Raw genomic sequence first — 21,718 nt, forward strand, 5'->3', positions numbered from 1 at the left:
ACGTAACCCGGGAGGCGACATGCAGATTCTGATTACCGGCGGTACTGGCCTGATTGGACGTCATCTGATCCCCTGCCTGCTGGAACTGGGGCATCAGATAATTGTAGTGACACGTACCCCTGATAAGGCTCGTCAGATTCTCGACTCTCGGGTCACGTTATGGAAAGGACTGGAAGAGCGGCAGCATCTCAATGACATTGATGCCGTGATTAACCTTGCCGGAGAACCTATTGCAGATAAGCGCTGGAGCGCACAGCAAAAGGAACGCCTGTGCCAGAGCCGTTGGGGCATTACGCAGAAACTGGTCGATTTAATCAATGCCAGCGAGACGCCGCCCTCAGTGTTAATCTCCGGTTCCGCTATCGGTTACTACGGCGATTTGGGCGAAGTTGTGGTTACGGAAGAAGAGCCACCGCATAATGAATTTACCCATAAGCTGTGCGCCCGCTGGGAGCAAATTGCCAGCACTGCGCAAAGCGACAAAACTCGCGTGTGTATGCTGCGTACCGGCGTGGTACTAGCCTCTGCTGGCGGTATTCTGGCGAAAATGGTCCCGCCATTTCGTCTTGGCTTAGGCGGCCCAATCGGTAACGGACGACAGTATATGGCCTGGATCCATGTTGATGATATGGTCAACGGAATTATCTGGCTGCTGAATAATGATCTACGCGGTCCCTTCAATATGGTTTCGCCATACCCGGTGCACAATGAGCAGTTTACCCACGCGCTGGGACACGCTCTAAACCGCCCTGCCATTCTGCGCATTCCCGCCACCGCTATGCGGCTGCTGATGGGGGAATCTTCAGTACTGGTCCTCGGCGGGCAGCGAGCATTACCCAAACGCCTGGAAGCGTCCGGTTTTGCATTTCGCTGGTACGATTTAGAAGAAGCGCTGGCGGATGTGATCCGATAATCCCGTAGCTCTATTCACGGTCGCTGTTGTGGTGGTAAGGTTATAGGCCAGATTTCCGCAATGGCGACGTTATGGCGATAATTTCGACTCCCCGACTTACCCTCTCCTTATTTAAATTTTCTGACTGGTCATTTTTCCAGAGATTACGTGAATCCCCGGAAGTCATGCGCTATATGGGTGATATTGCCCCGGCGAAAGATACGCGGCTGTTATTCGCCAGACGTCTGGCTGCACAGCATACTTTTGTCATCCGCGAGCATAACAAATCAACACCTCTCGGTGATATTGGTCTGCAAATCAGCCATTTATATCCACACGAGGCCGACCTCGGCTACGCCATTTTGCCAGAAGCTCAGGGGAAAGGGATTGCCAGCGAAGCCGTGACGGCAGTGTGCCAGTACGCTTTCGAGCGCACGGCCGTCACGGCGATAAACGCTTACGCACTCGCGGAGAATAAGGGTTCTGTTCGTATTCTGGAAAAAACGGGGTTTGTGCATACGCAGGTACTGGAAAAGGCGTATGAGATTGATGGCATCGCCTACGACGACTGGGTGTTTCGGCTGGAGCGCGACGCGCTAAAATTGTAAGCCCGGAAAACATAACGCCTCCGGGCAGGTGATTTACTTCAACGAACCTTTGAGGAACTGCTGCAAACGTGGACTTTGCGGATTACCGAATACCTGCTCCGGGTCGCCCTCTTCCTCAATTTTCCCCTGATGCAGGAAAATCACGTGCGTGGAAACATGACGGGCAAACCCCATTTCGTGAGTCACCACCACCATGGTTTTCCCCTCTTCGGCCAGCTGTTGCATAATGCGCAGCACTTCACCCACCAGCTCAGGATCTAGTGCCGACGTGGGTTCATCAAAGAGCAACACTTCCGGCTCCATCGCCAGCGCACGGGCTATGGAAACACGCTGCTGCTGACCACCGGACAGATGCACCGGATATTTGTCCTGCGCGCGCTCATCAATGCCCACTTTAGCCAGATACTTCACCGCACGGTCGCGGGCTTCCTGTTTGCTCAGCCCCAACACCTGGATCGGCGCTTCCATGACGTTTTCCAGCACCGTCATGTGGCTCCACAGATTAAAGTGCTGAAAGACCATCGTCAGACGCGTGCGCAGCAGGCGCAGCTGGTTTTTATCCGCAACCTTGAGCTGACCGTCTTTGTCGCGCACCAGACCAATATTCTGACCACTGACTACAATCGACCCAGCGCTTGGTTTCTCAAGAAAGTTAATGCAGCGCAGGAAGGTACTTTTACCGGAACCTGATGAGCCAATAATACTGATAACATCACCCGCGTTGGCCTGCAGCGACACCCCTTTCAGCACTTCATGTTCGCCGTAGTGCTTATGTAAATCGATAACGTTTAATTTATTTTCAGACATCGTGTTACTCGAATCATTTAGAGGATACATGCTGCAACCAGCGTTTTTCCGCTTTACGGAACAGACTGATCAGGACATACGAAATAATCAAATACAGTACAGCGGCAATACCGAAGGCGGTAAACGGCTGATACGTTGCCGAGTTGATATCGCGGGCGATTTTCAACAGGTCTGGTACCGTTGCGGTAAACGCCAGCGCCGTGGAGTGCAGCATTAAAATGACTTCATTGCTGTAAGCCGGCAACGCAATACGCAGCGCGGAAGGTAAAATAATGCATCGATACAGTTTGAATGACGAGAAACCGTATGCGCGAGCAGCCTCAATCTCACCGTGAGGCACGGAACGGATAGCCCCGGCGAAAATCTCAGTGGTATAGGCGCAGGTATTCAGCGTCAGTGCCAGCACGGTGCAATTCAGCCCGCTGCGGAAAAACGCGTTGAGGAAGTCCGTGCCTTTAACTATCTCCAGCGTATACATCCCGGAATAAAACACCAGTAGCTGAACGTACAGCGGCGTGCCACGAAAAATATAGGTGAACAGCCAGATAGGAAACTGGATAAATTTATTACTGGAAACGCGGCCAATAGCCAAAAAGAGCGCAAGTATTCCGCCCATCACTACTGACGAAATCAAAAGCCACAGGGTGATAGCGACGCCAGTGTAGCGATATCCGTCGGTCCACAGCAGGGACTTCCAGTATTCCTGAATAATCTCGATCACAGGTCAGCCCTCTTTACACCCACGGAATAGCGGCGCTCAAGGTACAGCAGCACACCATTAGAAACAGTGGTAAACACCAGATAGATGACCCCGCACACGACGGCAAAATAGAACGGCTCCCAGGTACTCTTCCCGGCAAGCTGGGTCGCTTTCACCACGTCTTCCAGGCCGAGCAGCGACACCAGTGCCGTAGCCTTAAGAATAACCTGCCAGTTATTACCGATTCCCGGTAAGGCATAACGCATCATCGCCGGGAACATAATGCGACGAAATATTTGTGAGCTGGTAAAGCCAAACGCCGTCGCGGCTTCAATATGGCCTTTTGGTACAGCCATAAACGCACCGCGAAAAGTTTCGGTAAAGTAGGCACCGTAGATAAATCCAAGGGTGATAATGCCCGCAACCATCGGATCGATATCAATCTGGCCGATACCGATGGCATCGGTAATGGTATTCAGCGCGATTTGTAATCCGTAGAAGATGAGCAGCATTAAGACCAGATCGGGCACGCCGCGGATTAGCGTTGTGTACCCTTCGAAAATAAGCCCCATTGCCCGGCTTTGCGACAGCTTTGCTGCTGCGCCGACAAGACCTATCAGAACCGCCAGTACCACCGAGCTGAGTGCCAGCTCCAGCGTAACAATTGCGCCCTGTAAAATAACACCTGAAAAGCCATACAACATGCTGCCTGTCCTGTCGTGTGTGGTGGAGTAGTAAGCCTCTTTTGATTTCAGACTAACCGTTAAATGCCGGATGGCGGCTTTGCCTTATCCGGCCTACAAAATCACCGTAGGCCTGATAAGCGCAGCGCCATCAGGCATAAATTCAACGCGTCAAAAATCTACGGGCTTTATCAGCACCTGCGGTAATTAACCGCCGTAAACATCAAAATTGAAGTACTTTTTCGCCAGCTTCTCGTAAGTCCCATCAGCTCGCATTTCGGCAAAGGCTTTGTTCAGCGCTTCGCGCAGCTCGTTATCGTCTTTGCGCAGCCCCATACCGGTACCCACGCCGAACAACTTCTCGTCTTTCACAGACGGACCGCCGAATTTGTAATCTTTACCGACTGGCTGTTTCAGGAAGCCTTCGCTGGCCGCGACTTCATCCTGGAACGCGGCGTCAATACGCCCGGCAGTCAGGTCAGAATAGATATTGTCCTGCCCCTGATAAGAGACAATCTCAATACCTTTTGGCGCCCAGTGTTCGTTGCCGAACGTTTCCTGGGTGGTGCCCTGCAGCACACCAACACGTTTACCTTTCAGCGACTCAATGGTCGGCTGAATAGCTGAATCTTTAGCGACAACCAGACGCGAGTCGGCTGCATAAAGCTTGTCAGTAAAAGCGATTTCCTGCTGACGTTTTTCAGTAATGGAAAGCGAGGACATGATGGCATCGATTTTCTTCGCTTTTAACGAAGGGATCAGCGCGTCCAGCGGGTTTTCCACGAAAGTACATTGCGTATTAATACGTTTGCACAGCTCTTTAGCCAGATCGATATCAAAACCGACTAATTCACCCTGTGCATTTTTCGATTCGAACGGCGCATAAGTAGGATCGGTACCGATACGAATTTTTTGCGGAATGGCTGCAAATGCTGCGGTAGCACTGGAGAAAGCCAGAACCAGAGAAAGAGACAACACCAGTTTTTTCATAACTATCCTCAACAGACTGTCTTTTATAGGGGATCTTTACAGGACCAGGTGCAGTTATCGTGCCATTAATCAGGCCGACAAGGCAAAGTATTCTACCCTGCCGGCGGTATTTATTTGCATGAAAAGCGCTTAAGTATGCACTCATGCTTATTAAGTCAGCGATAAAAGCACCAAAACAGTGCACTGAATGTATTATGCACCGTAATGGTTACCCGCAATGGTGCAGTCAATTCCCCACGCCGCTGTATTAATCGCCGTAGACATTAAAATTAAAATATTTGCTCGCCATTTTGTCGTAGGTGCCGTCTTTACGCAGTTCACCCAGCGCTTTGTCGAAAGCGGCTTTCAGCTCTGCATCATCTTTGCGCAAACCAATCCCGGTTCCGTCGCCAAAGTATTTTTTATCTTTCACCGAAGGACCTGCAAAGTCGTAGTCCTTACCGGCAGGTTGCTTCAGGAAGCCTTCGCTGGCCGCGACTTCATCCTGCAGCGCTGCGTCGAGACGACCCGCCGTCAGGTCAGAATAGATAAGATCCTGGTTCGCATAGGCCACCACATCCACGCCTTTGCTACGCCAGTTGTCATTGGCATAGGCTTCCTGAGTAGAGCCTTGCAGCACGCCAACGTGTTTACCCTTGAGGGAGTCCAGAGTCGGTTTAATTGGGGAACCTTTCGCGGCGATCAGCCGTGAGTCTGCTGCGTAAAGTTTGTCTGAGAATGCAATCTCTTGCTGACGCTTCTCGGTGATAGAAAGCGAGGAGATAATGGCATCAATTTTTTTCGCTTTCAGCGACGGGATCAGCGCATCAAAGTCGCTGGCAACCCAGGTACATTTGATCTGCATGCGCTTACACATCTCATTTCCCAGATCGATATCAAAGCCGACAAAGTCGCCTTTGGCATCTTTAGAGGAAAAAGGTGCGTACGTTGTATCTGTACCAATACGAACCGTCTGCGGAAGTGCTGCGTAGCTGGCCGCGGTGGCGGAGAGTCCTACCAGCAAAGACAAAGCAAGAACCGTCTTCTTCATACATAACCCTCAAGTGGCGTAATTTTATTATGTTTTACGTTGTGTTGTGTGTTTGCAGACTTTTTCATGCAGGTCTTATGCCATTTTCGCGTCGATGAGGATATTCGACGTTAAATATGTTAATAAAACGTTGCAATAATGTCCTGATTTTGAAGATAGCAGGTCTGACGGTCGAACCGCAGCGTTTCGTTGAGTTTTAACGAATTAAATGTTGAGGATATGATCGCGGTTACAAAATTGCCCTGAAACAGGGCAACGGATGTTTCTTTGCACGCTGATGGAACGGCTTACGCCCCTTGCCAGCGGGTGAACAGGTCCTGCGGAAGGGTAATATCAAACTGGTCAAGCACGCGATTAACCGTTTGATTAATCACATCATCGAGCGTTTGTGGACGATGATAGAACGCCGGGACTGGTGGCATAATCACTGCGCCAATTTCTGCCGCCTGGGTCATGAGGCGCAGATGCCCCAGATGCAGCGGCGTTTCGCGTACACACAGTACCAGCGGACGACGTTCTTTCAACACCACATCTGCCGCACGGGTAAGCAACCCATCAGTGTAGCTGTGGACAATGCCGGAAAGGGTTTTGATTGAACACGGCAGGATAACCATGCCGGCGGTCTGAAAAGAGCCGGAGGAGATACTGGCGGCGATATCGCGCGTATCATGATTCACATTTGCCAGCGCCTGCACGTCGCGCACAGAGAGGTCCGTTTCCAGTGCCAGCGTCTGCCGGGCAGCGGCACTCATCACCAGATGGGTTTCCACATCGGTAACGTCACGCAAAACCTGCAGCAGGCGCACGCCGTAAATTGCCCCGCTTGCGCCAGAAATACCAATGATGAGTCGTTTCATGTGTAATAGCCCTTACTTGCTCAGGGCCGACTTTGCAGGAAATTACGGTGAGTTGCAAGCAAGGGTGCAGGTTGCGCCCTTGCTTGCGAGCAAACATTAACCTTCGTTGTGCATTTCAAGGTTTTCCGCTTCGTTCTGACGCAATACCGCTTTGGCATCATCATTACGCAGGGAGTCGAGGAAATCGAGATATTGCTGGTCGACGTCTTTGGTGACGTACACACCGTTAAACACTGAACATTCAAACTGCTGAATATCCGGATTCTCAGCACGGACAGCTTCAATCAGATCGTTCAGGTCCTGGAAGATCAGACCATCTGCGCCGATTATCTGGCGAATCTCGTCCACTTCACGACCATGCGCAATCAGCTCCGTCGCGGTAGGCATATCGATGCCATAAACGTTCGGGAAGCGAATTTCCGGGGCGGCAGAGGCCAGATACACCTTCTTCGCTCCGGCTTCACGCGCCATCTCGATAATCTGTTCTGAAGTGGTGCCGCGCACGATGGAGTCATCCACCAGCAGCACGTTTTTATCACGGAATTCCGCACGGTTAGCGTTCAGCTTACGGCGCACTGATTTACGGCGCAACTGCTGGCCCGGCATGATAAAGGTGCGTCCCACATAGCGGTTTTTCACAAACCCCTGACGGTACGGCTTACCGAGAATACGGGCAATTTCCAGCGCGATATCGCAGGAGGTTTCCGGGATTGGGATTACTACGTCGATGTCCAGATCTTCCCACTCACGGGCAATTTTTTCGCCAAGCTTAGTCCCCATATTCACACGGGCGCTGTAGACGGAAATCTTGTCGATAAAGGAGTCAGGACGAGCGAAGTAAACGTATTCAAACAGACACGGATTGCTCACCGGGTTATCAGCACACTGACGGGTAAACAGCTGGCCTTTTTCGGTGATATACACCGCTTCGCCAGGGGCTACGTCGCGCAGGAATTCAAAGCCCAACGTGTCCAGCGCTACGCTCTCAGACGCCACCATGTACTCGGTACGGCCATCGCCAATATCGCGTTTGCCCATTACCAGCGGACGGATACCGTTAGGGTCGCGGAAGGCAACCATACCGTGACCGATAATCATCGCCACGCAAGCATAGGCGCCGCGAATCTGGCGGTTGGTTGCCGCAATGGCAGCAAAAATATTGTCGGCCTCCAGCGGGTAATGGCGGAAGTTATCCAGCTCGCTGGCGAAAATATTCAGCAGAATTTCAGAATCTGAAGTGGTATTGATGTGGCGGCGCTTTTCTTCAAACAGCTTTTTACGCAACTCATGCGCGTTGGTCAGGTTGCCATTATGGGCAAGAGTGATGCCATACGGTGAGTTGACGTAAAAAGGTTGAGCTTCGGAGGCGCTGGAGCTGCCAGCCGTTGGGTAACGCACATGACCGATGCCCATATTGCCCTGCAAACGCTGCATATGGCGCGCTTCAAAAATATCGCTCACCATTCCGTTTGCTTTACGCAAGCGGAAGCAGTTGTTGGCATCAATGGTGATGATGCCCGCAGCATCCTGACCACGATGCTGGAGCACCGTTAACGCGTCATAAATCGACTGGTTTACCGGCATAACACCGGCGATACCGACAATACCGCACATACGTCTTTTCCTCGTTCAGCAACGACCCAAAGTTTATACTTTGGGCAAGAAACTTGACGAGCTTTGCAGATAGTCAAAGAACCATCTGATGATGAAACTGAACTGCGGAATCAGCTGCGACTTACCCCAGTCTTCACTTTTCGACAGACCGGTAAAGGTATCGAGAAAGAACAGTATGGCGGCAACGATCAACGCTCCACGCAAAGCACCGAAGCAGATCCCCAACACCCTGTCGGTACCCGACAGTCCTGTTTTCTCTACCAGTTGGCCTATCACAAAGTTAACGATAGCGCCGACGATAAGTGTCGCGATGAACAGTATCGCGATAGCAATCCCATTTCGAACCAGTTCGTCTTCAAAGCCCGTAAACCAGACAGACAGGTAAGTGTAGTAATGGCTGGCGACAAAGAAAGCACAACCCCAAGTCACCAACGATAATGCTTCACGAACAAAGCCACGGATCAGGCTAACCAGACAGGAAAAACCAATCACCGCGATAATGGCGTAATCAATCCAGACCATATGTGTCCCACGATTTTACGCCCTGTCGTCCTGTTCGGGGCGCATTCTAACAGAAAAAGAAAACGTTTGCGTAGGGATTTCCTTTCCACGCGTAAATAAAAATGGCGCTGAAAAAATCTTCAACGCCATACCGTTTTATGCCTCTTCGGGCACTGCCGGATAGCGGTGAAAACACCGTATCCGGCCTGAATCAGAGCTGCGCCGTAAACAGCGCAATCCCTTAATTAGGGGTGTACCCCATCACGACGCCACTCAGACCAGAGATCTTCTGCAGCTCGCCCAGCGAGTTCTTTAGCTTATCTTTGGAGGCGTCCGGCCCGACGAGAATGCGGGTTATTTTACCCTGCACCGGCGTTGACGGGGAAGTATATACCCGGAAGCCCGCGCCACGAAGTTTACCCACGATCTCATTGACCTTATCCGCATTTTTCAGTGCACCGAGCTGTACAACGTACGCTTTGCCGGTTGGGGCTGGCGCTTCTTCAGCGGCCGGTTTCGGCGCAGGAGTCGGTGTCGGCGCCGGAGCGACGGCAACAGGCTGCGGTTTCGGTTTAGGTTTCGGTGGTTCCACAGGCGCAGGGACAGGATCTAATTCCGCGCTGTTTGTCGTCGTCAAACGTGATGGATCCAACGATGGCGCGGCAGCATCACCCGCACGCACCTCTTCTGCCGCCCCTTCCGGCGGCTGAGTCGGCAGCGCCTGCGTTGCTGCAGGCATCATGTCTGGTTCATCGCGATCACCGGGTTTAGGCACCAGTGGGATCGCTGCAAATTCATCCTGATAATGCTTTTTCTGCCCGTCAAGCAGCCCGGGAAGCACAATTACCCCGAGCGCGACTAGCACAATTGTGCCGACTAATCGATTCTGAAACTTACTCGCCACCGCTTCTCCCCACGTCTATTACTTCCATGACATGTGCGACAGTGTGAAAGGATCCACACACCAACACGGTATCTTCTGGCTTCGCCTCAGCAAGTGCTGCAGACCATGCCTGCGCCACGCTGTCATAAGCGTTGCCTTTGCCCAGGTGCTCCAGCAGTTGTTCTGCCGTTGCGCCACGCGGCCCTTCCAGGGGCGCACAGTACCAGACGTCAACCACGCTTTTTAACCAGGCTAACGTACCGGCAATATCTTTATCATGTAGCATACCGATAACCGCAAGTACACGCCCGCTTTTCACTAACTTTTTCAGACGTCCGGTCAGATACTCTGCCGCATGCGGGTTATGGGCAACATCGAAAATCACTCGCGGCGACTCGCTCACAATCTGGAAGCGCCCCGGTAAAATCGCGCGTTCGATGCCGTCACGAATCGCCTGCTCGCTAACGTTCAGCCCGCTTGCGCGCAGCGCGGCCAGCGCGGTAGCAGCATTAGGTTGTGGCACCTGCGGCAACGGCAAATGCGCCAACGTTCCATGAGCATCCGTAAACGACCAGTCGTTCTCAGTAACCGCATAGCGCCAGTCTACGCCGCAGCGTTGCAAAATCGCCCCGCACTCTTGCGCCACATCCGCGATGGTGTAAGGCATTTCAGGCTCGCCGACGATAGCCGGTTTCTCTGCACGGAAAATGCCCGCCTTCTCACGACCAATACTTTCGCGATCCGGGCCCAGCCAGTCAGTATGGTCAAGCGCAATACTGGTGACTACAGCGACATCGGCATCGACGATATTGGTGGCGTCAAGGCGGCCGCCTAATCCCACTTCGAGAATAACGACATCCAGTTGGGCCTGTTTAAACAGCCAGAGTGCCGATAACGTACCGTATTCAAAGTAAGTCAGGGAAATATCACCACGAGCGTCTTCAATCTCAGCAAACGAGGCGGTATGGGCTGATTCCGGCAGTTCCCCCCCCTGCACGCGTACGCGTTCCGTGTAGCGCACCAGATGAGGCGAACTATATACCCCAACTTTATATCCTGCCGCAGTCAGCACAGATTCCAGCGTACGACAGGTCGTGCCTTTTCCGTTGGTTCCTGCCACCGTAAACACAAATGGCGCGGGTTTCAATACACCCAGTTTGCGCGCTACCTGGCTTACGCGCTCAAGGCCAAGATCGATGGTTTTACTGTGCAGGTTTTCCAGATAAGAAAGCCACGACGCCAGGGGCGACGCGGCTTGAGGAATACGTTTATTGTCCATGATGCCTGTAATTTTATTACGTAGATTAAAGCAAAAGGCAGCGCCAGTTGGCCCTGCCCTTTTTTACTCGTCGTCTTTCAAGCTGCAGGTGTGTTGGCTGCTCTCGCTCACCCGAATCACTTGCCCGTGCAAGCTCATCGGGGTTCACTCTCTTGCCGTCTTCCTGCAACTCGAAATCCATAGAGTAAGTTATCAGGCTTCTGATTCCTGATCGGGTACCGGAGATACCACCTCGCCTTCACGCGGCTCATCCGGATTCGGCGCAGGAAGATTCATCAGCTTCGCCAGGATGCTTGCCAGTTTCAGGCGCATTTCTGGACGGCGGACGATCATATCGATAGCGCCTTTTTCAATCAGGAACTCGCTGCGCTGGAATCCCGGCGGCAGTTTCTCACGTACGGTTTGCTCGATAACACGCGGACCCGCGAAGCCGATCAGTGCTTTCGGTTCTGCAATGTTGAGATCGCCCAGCATCGCGAAGCTTGCGGAAACACCACCCATTGTTGGGTCGGTCAGTACAGAAATATACGGTAAACCGCGTTCCTGCATTTTCGCCAGCGCAGCAGAGGTTTTTGCCATCTGCATCAGAGACATCAGCGCTTCCTGCATACGCGCCCCGCCAGAAGCGGAGAAGCAGATCAGCGGACAGTTGTCTTCCAGTGCCTGCTCAACGGCACGGACAAAACGCGCACCGACCACAGAGCCCATGGAGCCGCCCATAAACGCGAACTCGAATGCCGCAGCGACGACCGGCATACCATGCAGCGTGCCTTTCATCACCACCAGCGCATCTTTCTCGCCGGTTTCTTTCTGCGCAGAAGCCAGTCTGTCTTTGTATTTTTTGGAGTCACGAAACTTCAGCACGTCTTTCGGCTCAAGCTCGCTACCCAGTTCCACAAGAGAACCTTCATCTAACAGGCTATGCAGGCGATTGCGCGCCGACATGCGCATATGATGGTCACACTTCGGACAGACCTCAAGATTACGTTCCAGCTCAGCACGGTATAAAACCTGACCGCAGCTATCACACTTGGTCCACACCCCTTCAGGAATGCTTGCCTTGCGGGTGGGAGTAATGTTGCTTTTAATTCGTTCAATCCAGCTCATTGGTGACCTTTCTGCCTGAACCCTAGTCAGCTTTGTTATAAGGGGCGCATAATGCCATTTTTGCCCCTAACAGACCATGAATGTTGCACATTAAAACATAACAGCCCGAAACTTTGGATAAAAAAGTGGTCGAACCGCTGAGTTACTTTCTATTTTGCAGCCCGTGACGCAGCACGCTTATGGCGAATTACTTCAATCACCCCCGGCAATACGGAAAGGACGATAATCGCCACAATCAGTAATTTCAGGTTTTCCTGGACAATCGGCAGATCGCCGAACAGGTAGCCTGCGTAGGTGAACAACAATACCCACAGCAATGCACCTACGACGTTATACATCGCAAAGTGACGGTAGGACATATGTCCCATACCGGCAACAAACGGCGCAAATGTGCGCACGATAGGCACGAAACGCGCCAGGATAATCGTCTTACCGCCATGACGCTCGTAGAACGCATGGGTTTTATCCAGGTAGCTGCGGCGGAAAATTTTGGAGTTCGGGTTACTGAAAAGTTTTTCCCCGAACAATCGGCCAATCGTGTAGTTCACTGCATCGCCCACAATCGCCGCCACAATCATCAGTGCCACCATCAGATGAACATTGAGATCATTGGTCGGCAGCGCAGAAAGCGCACCAGCAACAAACAGCAGCGAGTCTCCTGGCAGGAATGGTGTCACCACCAGCCCGGTTTCACAGAACAGGATCAGAAACAGAATGGCGTATACCCAGATACCGTATTCCGCAACCAGCTCCGCCAGGTGCACATCAATGTGCAGGATAAAATCGATAAGAAAGTAAATCAGGTCCATAGTTTTGCCTTTATACGACTCAAATTAGTCCGCCAGAAATAGCGGGCCCATAGGCGGTTTTGGCAGGTCGAACCGGTCCGGGTAATCTACTGCAACCAGATACAGTCCTTCCGCTTTCGCCGTTGCCGCTGCCAGCGTTCTGTCCTTTGCCGCTAACAGTTCTGCTATCCAGCTCTCCGGCTGGTTGTTGGCGCCAACTTCCATCAGGCTGCCGACAATATTCCTGACCATATGATGTACAAAGGCATTCGCTTTAATATCCACCACCACATATGCACCGAAACGTTCAACGTTAATGTGCATCACGTTACGCCACGGTGTGCGCGACTGGCACTGTACCGCACGGAACGAGGTAAAATCATTTTCGCCAATCAGACACTGGGCTGCACGATGCATACGCTCAGCGTCCAGCGGTTCATAATAATGGGTTACCCCTTTACCCAAAACCGCAGGGCGCAACCGATGATTGTAGATGATGTAGCGATAACGGCGAGCCGTAGCGCTAAATCTGGCATGAAAATCATCAGGTACAGCTTTCACCCAGCGCACGGCGATGTCACCAGGTAAATTCGCATTTACCCCCAGTGTCCAGGCCGCATCTTTACGCTGAGCAGTGGTTTCAAAATGCACGACCTGCCCAGTGCCATGAACGCCCGCATCCGTGCGACCTGCACAAAAAACATTAATGCGTTCGTTCGCCACCTGAGAAAGCGCTTTTTCCAGTTTTTCCTGAACGCTACGCACTTCGTTCTGGCGCTGCCAGCCATAATATTTGCTGCCGTCATACTCAATGCCCAGCGCAATTTTATGGGTTGACGGCTGTTGCTGGTCAGACATTAGTACAGGTACTCCTGCACCAGTTTTTCCGCAATTTTCACCGCCATTAACGCGCCGCCAAAGCGTACGTTGTCTGCCACAGACCAGAACTGAACTTGCTCCGGCATACCGTAATCGTTATGCACGCAGCCAATAGAAAGGTGCGGCGTGCCCGATGCATCGCCAACCTGGGTCGGGAAGTCGGTTTCTTCCGACAACACCACGTCTTCGCCGCGTGAAAACGCATCACGTGCTTCTTCCGCCGCCAACGGGCGCAGAGCCTCAAAATTCACCATCTGCGCGTGACCATAAAATACCGGGGACTGCACGATGCTGGCTGAAATAAGCAGACCGTCATCCTGCATAATTTTGCGCACTTCATCAACAATACGACGCTCTTCACGCACGCTGCCTTCGCGATCGGGCAGCAGCGGCAGCATATTGAACGCCAGCTGACGACCAAAGAAATCATCTTCGTCAATCGGGATGCCGTTAAGCAATTTCGCGCTTTGTCCGGCCAGTGCGTCTACGGCTTTTTTGCCGTGAGCGGAAGCCGAAATAATATTGGTCACCGTAATCCGTGACAGCCCGCCGTCATCAATCAATGGTTTCAGCGCAGACAGCAACTGGCTTGTCAGGCTGTTTGGTACCGCAATCACATTGCGGTTACGGTAATCCGCCAGCACGAACGGGTTAACGTCCGGAACCACCAGCGGAACGTCTGGCTCAAGCGCGAACAGACCGCTACTGTCAATCACCAGGCAACCCGCATTTGTTGCTTCTTCTACCCATGCGGCGGTGGCTTCAGTGCCCGCAACAAAAAATGCCAACTGTGCCTGCGTCCAGTCAAAGTCTGCAACGTCCTGCACTATGACCGATTTACCGTTAAAACGCAGATGCTCACCGGCGCTTTCATTACGCGCCAGCGCATAAATTTCACCGACCGGGAACTGGCGTTCAGCCAGCGTATCGAGCAGGGCTTCGCCTACGGCGCCCGTTGCGCCCAGAATGGCAATATTCCAGCCTTCAGACATGGTGATTTACTCCAAGAAATACGTAAGCGTCCCTGTCGCATTATTCGACAGGGAGCATTAAGAAGACATTAATGTGCCGGATGATGAACAGCGTTAAAACCCAGCTTACACAATAAGGCAGCAGCCGTTGCGTCGTCACACATCACATATAAAGACGACCATTCACGACGCTCAAGGTAATTTTTACGCAGTTTATCAAACTCACCCGGAATTCCAGCGACTTTACGCAGCGGCGCATCATCGCGGCGCACATCATACACTAAATGCGCCAGCCTTTTCAGCGTTGGCTGATCTAACGGGCCATGCAGGGTGATACGACCAAATTCCGGCGCAGGTAACAGGGTACTGAGCGCAACGTGCTGCTCGTGACCAATAAACTTACTATAGGCCTCAAAGACCTGCGTGGTGCCACGCGCTTTTCCTTCGAGGGTATACCCGGCAATGTGCGCCGTGCCGATATCGGCTTTCTCCAGCAACGCCACATTGAGATCCGGCTCTCCTTCCCAGACATCCAGCACAACGCTCAGCGACTGACCGGCATTCAACCGGTTCAGCAATGCTGTATTGTCGATGACCGGCCCACGGCAGGCGTTGATCAGAATAGTGCCCGGCTTCAGTCGGCTAATCAGCGCATCATCCGCCATGTGCAGCGTTTTGTAGGGTCCGTCTTTAAACAGTGGCGTATGGAAAGTCAGCACATCGGCTTGCTCTACCAGTTCATCCAGCGAGCGGAAATCGCCCTCGTCACCGCGATCGGCTCGCGGTGGATCGCACAGCAGCGTGCGGATCCCCAGCGCGTCCAGACGCGCCTGCAAACGCCCACCCACGTTGCCCACACCCACAATGCCTACGGTGCGATCGCGTAACGCAAACCCATCACGCTCCGCCAGCATCAGCAACGCTGAAAAAACATATTCTACGACCGCTATCGCGTTACAACCGGGCGCGGCGGAAAAACCGATCCCAGCCTGCGCAAGCCAGGCGTCATCCACATGGTCTGTGCCAGCGGTTGCCGTACCGACAAATTTAACCGGTTTGCCTCCAAGCAGTGATTCATTTACTTTCGTCACCGAGCGCACCATTAAAGCATCCGCATCATCCAGTTCAGCAACGGGAATCGGACGACCTGGAACCGCTTTGACCTCCCCCAAACGACTGAACAGTTCGCGGGCATAGGGCATATTTTCATCAACGAGGATTTTCACGTCTTTCGCACCTGTTTGAGAACGAGAGTTAACCGGGCAAGTGTGCCATAATCTCGCCGCCAGGCATACTGCGAGACCTGGTCAGCACAGATTTAAGGAACAGAGATGATGCAGCCCATTTCAGGTACGCCCGCACGCCCTCCCGGCGAAGGCCAAAATGCCCCTTCCGCTGCGGGTGAACAACCGTTATCCACGCAACAACGTACTGTGTTGGAACGACTAATTACCCGTTTGATTTCACTCACCCAGCAGCAAAGTGCTGAGGTGTGGGCCGGAATGAAGCACGATCTGGGCGTCAAAAGTGATACGCAGCTGCAGTCACGTCACTTTCCAGCCGCTGAGCAAAACCTGAACCAACGGCTGGGGGTTGCTCAGCAAAATCATGTTAATCGTCAGGTGCTTTCGCAGCTCACTGAATTACTGAGCCAGGGAAATAATCGCCAGGCGGTGAGTGATTTTATCCGTCAGCAGTATGGGCAAACGGCACTCAGTCAGCTCACGCCTGAGCAGTTGAAGAACGTACTCACACTGCTGCAGCAAGGGCAGCTGTCGATACCACAGCCGCAGCAGCGCCCGGCAACCGATCGCCCGTTGCTCCCCGCAGAGCACAATACGCTAAACCAGTTAGTTACCAAACTGGCGGCGGCCACGGGAGAATCCGGGAAGATGATCTGGCAGTCGATGCTGGAGTTGTCTGGCGTAAAAAGCGGTGAGCTGATCCCTGCCAAACAGTTTACGCACCTGGTCACCTGGCTGCAGGCGCGCCAGACGCTCAGCCTGCAAAGCGCCCCGACGCTACAAACGCTCCAGGCTGCGCTGAAGCTGCCATTAGAGCCGAATGAGCTGACAGCAATAAAAGAGTACGCGCAGCAGACGTATCAGATCCAACCACAATCGATTCTGACCACGGTGCAGGTGCAGGACTTGCTCAATCAAATTTTCCTGCGTCGCGTGGAACGCGAGCTCAGCGATCCGCGTCATCTGCAACCCATTTACAGCCCGTTCGCGCCGATGATTGAAACGGTTAAATCTCTGTCGGCACGACCGGGACTGTTGTTTGTTGCATTGATGATTGCGTTAGCCATTTTCTGGCTGGTCGCTTAACCTTTACGCAGCGTAAGCAACGTTACAATAATCCCCACCACGGCGGATATCGCCCCGGCAAGGAACACTGAGGGATAACCGTACGCGGTGGCCAGCACCCCGGCGACCGGCCCGCTTATGCCGTAGGAGATATCCTGAAATGCGGCGTACCCGCCCAGCGCCGTACCGCGAACCTGCGCGGGTACTCGCTTCACCACCTCGACGCCCAAGGCCGGGAAGATAAGCGAACACCCGGCCCCGGTTAATGCCGCTCCAAGCAGTGCAACCCAGGCTGTTGGGGCCTGCCACAGCAGAATCAGTCCTGCGGTTTCCACCAGCAAAGAGACAACGGCAACCTTCACGCCGCCGAACCGGTCCGGCATCCAGCCAAACAGAATGCGCATCAGCACAAACGCCCCGCCAAACGCGGTCAGGGTGAACCCCGCCATCGTCCAGCCGTTGCTGACAAAATAGAGTGAAATAAATGTACCGATCACCGCAAAGCCAACGCCCTGCAGCGCCAGGCCCAGGCCCGGTTTCCAGATAAGCCCTACCACGCTCCATAACGAAGGACGTTCTCCTGCATGTGCAGGCACTTTACGCACGGTGCCGTTGAATACCCATGCCAGCAGCGGTAATACCATCGTGGTTCCCGCCAGCGCCGCGAAGCCAAAGTGGCTGTGGATCAACAGGCCCAACGGTGCACCGGCGGCCAGCGCGCCGTAAATCGCCATTCCGTTCCATGACATCACCTTACCGGAGCGTGTTGGGCCGACCAGCCCCAGCCCCCAGGTCAGCGTTCCGGTGAGCAGTTGGCTTTCGCCAAAACCGAGGATCAAACGACCGACGATTAGCAACGCAAATTTTACGGGAACAGAAACGGGCAATAGCGCGGCTAACAGCCACGCCGCACCCGCCAGCCCACAGGCAAACATCCCCTGCAGCGCCGAGCGTTTGGCACCATATTGATCGGCTAACCGCCCGGCGTAGCCGCGTGTTAATACCGTCGCCAGAAACTGTACGCCGACGGCGATGCCGACCATGGTATTGCCATAGCCCAGTTCCTGGTGCACAAACAGAGGAATGACGGGCAAAGGTAAACCGACCGTCATATAGGTCAGGAAAACCGCAAAAGCGATGCGAAACAGCGAAAAGTTCGCCGAAGGTGTTTTTTCTTGTTGGGTTACAGCTGTCATGCGTTACTCCAAAATGCAGAGTAAGGCGAGGAATGCCCACGCCCCCTCTACCTGACTATCAGGATTAAGGTGCGTTGGATAACGTTAAACGCTTACGCATTATCAAGAGGATAATGTTGAAGCTGGAGTCTGCCTGTAAACCAGAGCGGTTGTCAACGATATAAAAAAGGGAGCCATCAGGCTCCCCTCTTGCATAATCTTTCAGTCTTACGCTTACAGCTTACGCATAACCAGCGTGGCGTTGGTGCCGCCAAAACCGAAGCTGTTGGACATTACAGTCGTCAGCGCCTGCTCGGTCGGTTTGGTCACGATGTTCAGACCTGCCGCCTGCTCGTCCAGCTCTTCAATGTTGATGCTTGGCGCGATAAAACCGTGTTCCAGCATCAGCAGAGAGTAGATAGCTTCCTGAACGCCAGCCGCGCCCAGTGAGTGACCGGTCATCGCTTTGGTTGCGGAGATTGCCGGGCTGTTGTCGCCAAACACTTCACGAATCGCACCCAGCTCTTTGACGTCGCCTACCGGAGTAGAGGTACCGTGGGAGTTCAGGTAGTCGATCGGCGTGTCTACGCCGTGCATCGCCATCTGCATGCAACGTACTGCGCCTTCGCCAGACGGAGCAACCATGTCTGCGCCATCGGACGTTGCGCCATAACCGACGATTTCCGCATAGATGTGCGCGCCACGTGCCAGAGCGTGTTCCAGCTCTTCGACCACGACCATACCGCCGCCGCCAGCAATAACGAAACCGTCACGGTGTGCGTCATAGGTACGGGAAGCTTTGGATGGATCGTCGTTATATTTGGTAGACAGCGCGCCCATGGCGTCGAATTCACACGCCATTTCCCAGCACAGCTCTTCGCCGCCGCCAGCGAAAACGATGTCTTGTTTGCCCAGCTGAATTTGTTCTACTGCGTTGCCGATACAGTGCGCAGATGTCGCACAGGCAGAGCTGATAGAGTAGTTTACGCCGTGGATTTTGAACGGCGTTGCGAGGCAGGCAGAAACGCCGGACGCCATCGCTTTGGTGACCACATACGGGCCAACCGCTTTCAGGCCACGCGGGCTACGCATTGCGTCAGCACCGAACACCTGAAAACGCGGGGAGCCGCCGCCGGAACCTGCAATCAGGCCAACGCGCGGGTTGTTCTGGTAATCTTCTGCTGCAAGGCCGGCATCAGCCACTGCCTGTTCCATAGAAAGGAATGCATAGATGGATGCGTCGCTCATGAAGCGCACTACTTTGCGGTCAATGAGGCCAGTGGTATCCAGTTTTACGTTGCCCCAAACGTGGCTACGCATGCCGGAGTCCTTCAGCTCCTGAGAGAAAGTGATCCCTGAACGTCCTTCACGCAGAGATGCCAGGACTTCCTGCTGGTTATTACCGATGCTGGAAACGATGCCCAAGCCAGTAATCACTGCACGTTTCATTCAATACCTCTGTAAGTCGCACTATTTTAAAGTTTCGAGTGGCACAATAGCGTACACTTGTACGCCGAACAAGTCCGATCAGCCATTTAATGTGGAAATTTGCGCAGCCAGGCACTCATCGCTAAGATCGGGGCACAGCCTGCCAGACGAGTAACTTACGTGAAACAATACGCTATACAACCTGCCAACCTTGAATTCAACGCTGAGGGTACACCTGTTTCCCGAGATTTTGACGATGTCTATTTTTCTAATGATAACGGGCTGGAAGAGACACGTTACGTCTTTCTCGGCGGGAATCATCTCGCCCAGCGATTCCCTGCGCATTCACGTCCCCTCTTCGTGGTGGCCGAAAGCGGGTTTGGCACCGGACTTAACTTCCTGACACTCTGGCAGGCGTTTGCCGAATTCCTCGATACCCACCCTGACGCTACCCTGGAAAGATTACATTTCATCAGTTTTGAAAAATTTCCGCTGACGCGTGAAGATCTGACCTTAGCCCATCAGCACTGGCCAGAACTTGCCCCGTGGGCCACGGCGCTGCAAGAGCAATGGCCGCTGCCGCTGGCGGGATGCCATCGCCTGCTCCTTGATGAAGGACGCGTCACGCTGGATCTGTGGTTTGGCGATATTAACGAACTGACCAGCAAGCTGGATGACTCCCTGAATCAAAAAGTGGATGCCTGGTTTCTGGACGGTTTCGCGCCGGCAAAAAATCCGGATATGTGGACGCCAACGCTGTTTAACGCAATGGCCCGTCTGGCTCGCCCCGGCGGCACGCTGGCGACCTTCACCTCAGCAGGCTTTGTGCGTCGGGGATTGCAGGAAGCCGGGTTTACGATGCAAAAATGCAAAGGCTTTGGTCGCAAACGAGAAATGCTTTGTGGCGTAATGGATAAGACGCTGGCGCTCCCCTCCTCGGCACCCTGGTTTGCACGTACCGGAACAGATAAACGCGAAGCCGCCATTATTGGCGGGGGGATTGCCAGCGCATTGCTGTCGTTGGCGTTACTGCGCCGCGGCTGGCAGGTCACGCTCTATTGCGCCGACGATAACCCAGCCGGGGGTGCATCCGGCAATCGCCAGGGCGCTCTTTATCCGCTACTGAGCAAACATGACGCGGCCATTAATCTCTTTTTCCCCACCGCGTTTACCTTCGCCCGCCGGCTGTATGACGCCCTCCCCGTTGAGTTCGCGCATGACTGGTGCGGCGTGACGCAACTGGCGTGGGATGAGAAAAGCCAGCAAAAAATCGACCAAATGTTGTCCCTTGAATTGCCCGATGCGCTCGCCGTCGGAGTTGACGCAGAGCAGGTTTTACAAACGACCGGCGTAAAAACCGGATGCGGCGGGATTCAGTACCCCGCCGGAGGATGGCTGTGTCCAGCACAGTTAACCGCCGCCGTATTCGACTATGCCGCAACGCTGGGATTACGCACCCGGTATCAACATACGCTGGCCTCACTGTCTCGACAGACAGAAAACTGGAAATTGGCGTTTGCCAGTGGATCAACCGCCACTCACGCTGCGGTAGTGCTGGCTAACGGGCATCGCATTAACAGCGTTGAACAGACGCAGTCGCTACCGGTGTACTCCGTAGGCGGTCAGGTGAGTCACATTCCTACTACGCCTTCGCTTTTAGCGCTGCGTCAGGTGCTGTGCTATGACGGCTACCTCACGCCGCACAACCCGCAAAATCAGCAGCACTGCATTGGCGCCAGTTATCATCGCGGAAGTGAAGAAACGGTGTATCGTGCTGACGATCAGCAGCAAAACCGTCAGCGCTTAATAGATTGTTTCCCGAATGCCGCGTGGGCAAAAGAAGTAGACGTTAGTGGCAATGCCGCCCGTTGTGGAGTGCGCTGCGCCACGCGCGATCACATGCCGATAGTCGGCAACGTCGCGGATTATGACGCCACGCTCAGCCAGTATGCCACTCTTGCCGAAGACAGAGAGCACGCCGTAAACGCCCCGGTTTATTCCGATTTATTTATGTTGGGTGCGCTGGGCTCGCGCGGGCTGTGTACTGCCCCGCTGTGTGCAGAAATTCTGGCATCGCAAATGAGCGATGAACCTATCCCTATGGATGCCAGCACGCTGACTGCGCTGAATCCTAATCGTCTGTGGGTAAGGAAGTTATTGAAGGGTAAAGCGGTGAAATAAGATACCATCTCATCATTGCCTGATGGCGCTACGCTT

Annotated in this window: 21 protein-coding genes; 4 read left to right on the top strand and 17 right to left on the bottom strand. The window is 53.5% G+C overall.

The genetic code is table 11. The annotated features are described in order from the left end of the window. Window positions 1-19: 19 nt before the first annotated feature. Both C2U41_RS14365 and C2U41_RS14370 read left to right on the top strand, forming a co-directional pair. Window positions 20-913: a TIGR01777 family oxidoreductase gene (locus C2U41_RS14365; protein ID WP_103848473.1), complete on the top strand. Its 894-nt coding sequence runs from the start codon at window positions 20-22 to the stop codon at window positions 911-913. Between the two features lie 71 nt (window positions 914-984). Next, entirely contained in the window at window positions 985-1,500 is a 516-nt protein-coding gene (locus C2U41_RS14370) for a GNAT family N-acetyltransferase (protein WP_071701067.1), read from the top strand. A 33-nt stretch (window positions 1,501-1,533) separates the two neighbouring features. On the opposite strand, the gene hisP is transcribed toward C2U41_RS14370, so the two are convergent. The 15 genes from hisP to pdxB form a co-directional block, all read right to left on the bottom strand. Continuing rightward, entirely contained in the window at window positions 1,534-2,307 is a 774-nt protein-coding gene (gene hisP, locus C2U41_RS14375; protein ID WP_032936555.1) for a histidine ABC transporter ATP-binding protein HisP, read from the bottom strand. A gap of 13 nt (window positions 2,308-2,320) precedes the next feature. Continuing rightward, a complete protein-coding gene (gene hisM, locus C2U41_RS14380; RefSeq protein WP_003028116.1) occupies window positions 2,321-3,028 on the bottom strand; it encodes a histidine ABC transporter permease HisM in 708 nt (235 codons plus the stop codon). Continuing rightward, complete coding sequence (locus tag C2U41_RS14385; protein WP_003028118.1) at window positions 3,025-3,711, bottom strand: histidine ABC transporter permease HisQ; 687 nt, start codon at window positions 3,709-3,711, stop codon at window positions 3,025-3,027. The genes hisM and C2U41_RS14385 overlap by 4 nt, the downstream gene beginning before the upstream one ends. A gap of 186 nt (window positions 3,712-3,897) precedes the next feature. Continuing rightward, complete coding sequence (gene hisJ / locus C2U41_RS14390) at window positions 3,898-4,680, bottom strand: histidine ABC transporter substrate-binding protein HisJ (protein ID WP_103848472.1); 783 nt, start codon at window positions 4,678-4,680, stop codon at window positions 3,898-3,900. Between the two features lie 247 nt (window positions 4,681-4,927). Continuing rightward, the gene (argT, locus tag C2U41_RS14395) at window positions 4,928-5,710 is read right to left on the bottom strand and encodes a lysine/arginine/ornithine ABC transporter substrate-binding protein ArgT (RefSeq protein WP_003839327.1); all 783 of its coding nucleotides are present in this window, start codon (window positions 5,708-5,710) and stop codon (window positions 4,928-4,930) included. A gap of 287 nt (window positions 5,711-5,997) precedes the next feature. After that, on the bottom strand, window positions 5,998-6,567 hold the full coding sequence (locus tag C2U41_RS14400) for a UbiX family flavin prenyltransferase (protein ID WP_003028125.1): 570 nt from the start codon (window positions 6,565-6,567) through the stop codon (window positions 5,998-6,000). Between the two features lie 96 nt (window positions 6,568-6,663). Further along, window positions 6,664-8,181, bottom strand: coding sequence for an amidophosphoribosyltransferase (purF, locus tag C2U41_RS14405; protein ID WP_003028127.1), 1,518 nt, complete (start codon window positions 8,179-8,181; stop codon window positions 6,664-6,666). A 33-nt stretch (window positions 8,182-8,214) separates the two neighbouring features. Beyond that, window positions 8,215-8,703: a colicin V production protein gene (gene cvpA, locus C2U41_RS14410; protein WP_003028129.1), complete on the bottom strand. Its 489-nt coding sequence runs from the start codon at window positions 8,701-8,703 to the stop codon at window positions 8,215-8,217. A gap of 220 nt (window positions 8,704-8,923) precedes the next feature. Further along, entirely contained in the window at window positions 8,924-9,586 is a 663-nt protein-coding gene (dedD, locus tag C2U41_RS14415) for a cell division protein DedD (RefSeq protein ID WP_103848471.1), read from the bottom strand. Beyond that, window positions 9,576-10,844 carry a bifunctional tetrahydrofolate synthase/dihydrofolate synthase gene (folC, locus tag C2U41_RS14420; protein WP_003839318.1) on the bottom strand — a complete coding sequence of 423 codons (1,269 nt, stop codon included), beginning with the start codon at window positions 10,842-10,844 and terminating at the stop codon, window positions 9,576-9,578. Before folC ends, dedD begins: the two co-directional genes overlap by 11 nt. Before the next feature lie 192 nt (window positions 10,845-11,036). Then, window positions 11,037-11,951 (bottom strand): acetyl-CoA carboxylase, carboxyltransferase subunit beta, encoded by a 915-nt coding sequence (accD, locus tag C2U41_RS14430; RefSeq protein ID WP_003839317.1) that lies wholly within the window; start codon window positions 11,949-11,951, stop codon window positions 11,037-11,039. Between the two features lie 149 nt (window positions 11,952-12,100). Continuing rightward, a complete protein-coding gene (locus tag C2U41_RS14435) occupies window positions 12,101-12,760 on the bottom strand; it encodes a DedA family protein (RefSeq protein ID WP_003028140.1) in 660 nt (219 codons plus the stop codon). Between the two features lie 24 nt (window positions 12,761-12,784). Beyond that, entirely contained in the window at window positions 12,785-13,597 is an 813-nt protein-coding gene (truA, locus tag C2U41_RS14440; protein WP_003028142.1) for a tRNA pseudouridine(38-40) synthase TruA, read from the bottom strand. Further along, window positions 13,597-14,610 (bottom strand): aspartate-semialdehyde dehydrogenase, encoded by a 1,014-nt coding sequence (locus C2U41_RS14445; RefSeq protein WP_003028144.1) that lies wholly within the window; start codon window positions 14,608-14,610, stop codon window positions 13,597-13,599. Before C2U41_RS14445 ends, truA begins: the two co-directional genes overlap by 1 nt. 68 nt (window positions 14,611-14,678) lie before the next feature. After that, window positions 14,679-15,815, bottom strand: a complete 1,137-nt coding sequence (pdxB, locus tag C2U41_RS14450) for a 4-phosphoerythronate dehydrogenase PdxB (RefSeq protein ID WP_003028146.1) — start codon at window positions 15,813-15,815, stop codon at window positions 14,679-14,681. Between the two features lie 108 nt (window positions 15,816-15,923). On the opposite strand from pdxB, the gene flk reads away from it, so the two are divergent. Beyond that, window positions 15,924-16,919, top strand: a complete 996-nt coding sequence (gene flk / locus C2U41_RS14455; RefSeq protein ID WP_103848499.1) for a flagella biosynthesis regulator Flk — start codon at window positions 15,924-15,926, stop codon at window positions 16,917-16,919. On the opposite strand, the gene C2U41_RS14460 is transcribed toward flk, so the two are convergent. Further along, the gene (locus C2U41_RS14460) at window positions 16,916-18,094 is read right to left on the bottom strand and encodes an MFS transporter (RefSeq protein WP_003028149.1); all 1,179 of its coding nucleotides are present in this window, start codon (window positions 18,092-18,094) and stop codon (window positions 16,916-16,918) included. The genes flk and C2U41_RS14460 overlap by 4 nt on opposite strands. A gap of 213 nt (window positions 18,095-18,307) precedes the next feature. Continuing rightward, window positions 18,308-19,522 carry a beta-ketoacyl-ACP synthase I gene (gene fabB / locus C2U41_RS14465; protein WP_003834815.1) on the bottom strand — a complete coding sequence of 405 codons (1,215 nt, stop codon included), beginning with the start codon at window positions 19,520-19,522 and terminating at the stop codon, window positions 18,308-18,310. Between the two features lie 159 nt (window positions 19,523-19,681). On the opposite strand from fabB, the gene mnmC reads away from it, so the two are divergent. After that, window positions 19,682-21,682, top strand: a complete 2,001-nt coding sequence (mnmC, locus tag C2U41_RS14470; RefSeq protein ID WP_048240637.1) for a bifunctional tRNA (5-methylaminomethyl-2-thiouridine)(34)-methyltransferase MnmD/FAD-dependent 5-carboxymethylaminomethyl-2-thiouridine(34) oxidoreductase MnmC — start codon at window positions 19,682-19,684, stop codon at window positions 21,680-21,682. The last annotated feature ends 36 nt before the right edge of the window (window positions 21,683-21,718 follow it).

This window comes from Citrobacter freundii complex sp. CFNIH4, assembly GCF_002934505.1.
Lineage (GTDB): Bacteria > Pseudomonadota > Gammaproteobacteria > Enterobacterales > Enterobacteriaceae > Citrobacter > Citrobacter freundii.

Bases quoted from the DNA above. Each gene is read 5' to 3' on its own strand.
- C2U41_RS14365 (WP_103848473.1), top strand. From the start codon at position 20: ATGCAGATTCTGATTACCGGCGGTACTGGCCTGATTGGACGTCATCTG.
- C2U41_RS14370 (WP_071701067.1), top strand. From the start codon at position 985: ATGGCGATAATTTCGACTCCCCGACTTACCCTCTCCTTATTTAAATTT.
- hisP (WP_032936555.1), bottom strand. From the start codon at position 2,307: ATGTCTGAAAATAAATTAAACGTTATCGATTTACATAAGCACTACGGC.
- C2U41_RS14385 (WP_003028118.1), bottom strand. From the start codon at position 3,711: ATGTTGTATGGCTTTTCAGGTGTTATTTTACAGGGCGCAATTGTTACG.
- hisJ (WP_103848472.1), bottom strand. From the start codon at position 4,680: ATGAAAAAACTGGTGTTGTCTCTTTCTCTGGTTCTGGCTTTCTCCAGT.
- argT (WP_003839327.1), bottom strand. From the start codon at position 5,710: ATGAAGAAGACGGTTCTTGCTTTGTCTTTGCTGGTAGGACTCTCCGCC.
- C2U41_RS14400 (WP_003028125.1), bottom strand. From the start codon at position 6,567: ATGAAACGACTCATCATTGGTATTTCTGGCGCAAGCGGGGCAATTTAC.
- purF (WP_003028127.1), bottom strand. From the start codon at position 8,181: ATGTGCGGTATTGTCGGTATCGCCGGTGTTATGCCGGTAAACCAGTCG.
- cvpA (WP_003028129.1), bottom strand. From the start codon at position 8,703: ATGGTCTGGATTGATTACGCCATTATCGCGGTGATTGGTTTTTCCTGT.
- folC (WP_003839318.1), bottom strand. From the start codon at position 10,844: ATGGACAATAAACGTATTCCTCAAGCCGCGTCGCCCCTGGCGTCGTGG.
- accD (WP_003839317.1), bottom strand. From the start codon at position 11,951: ATGAGCTGGATTGAACGAATTAAAAGCAACATTACTCCCACCCGCAAG.
- C2U41_RS14435 (WP_003028140.1), bottom strand. From the start codon at position 12,760: ATGGACCTGATTTACTTTCTTATCGATTTTATCCTGCACATTGATGTG.
- truA (WP_003028142.1), bottom strand. From the start codon at position 13,597: ATGTCTGACCAGCAACAGCCGTCAACCCATAAAATTGCGCTGGGCATT.
- C2U41_RS14445 (WP_003028144.1), bottom strand. From the start codon at position 14,610: ATGTCTGAAGGCTGGAATATTGCCATTCTGGGCGCAACGGGCGCCGTA.
- flk (WP_103848499.1), top strand. From the start codon at position 15,924: ATGCAGCCCATTTCAGGTACGCCCGCACGCCCTCCCGGCGAAGGCCAA.
- C2U41_RS14460 (WP_003028149.1), bottom strand. From the start codon at position 18,094: ATGACAGCTGTAACCCAACAAGAAAAAACACCTTCGGCGAACTTTTCG.
- fabB (WP_003834815.1), bottom strand. From the start codon at position 19,522: ATGAAACGTGCAGTGATTACTGGCTTGGGCATCGTTTCCAGCATCGGT.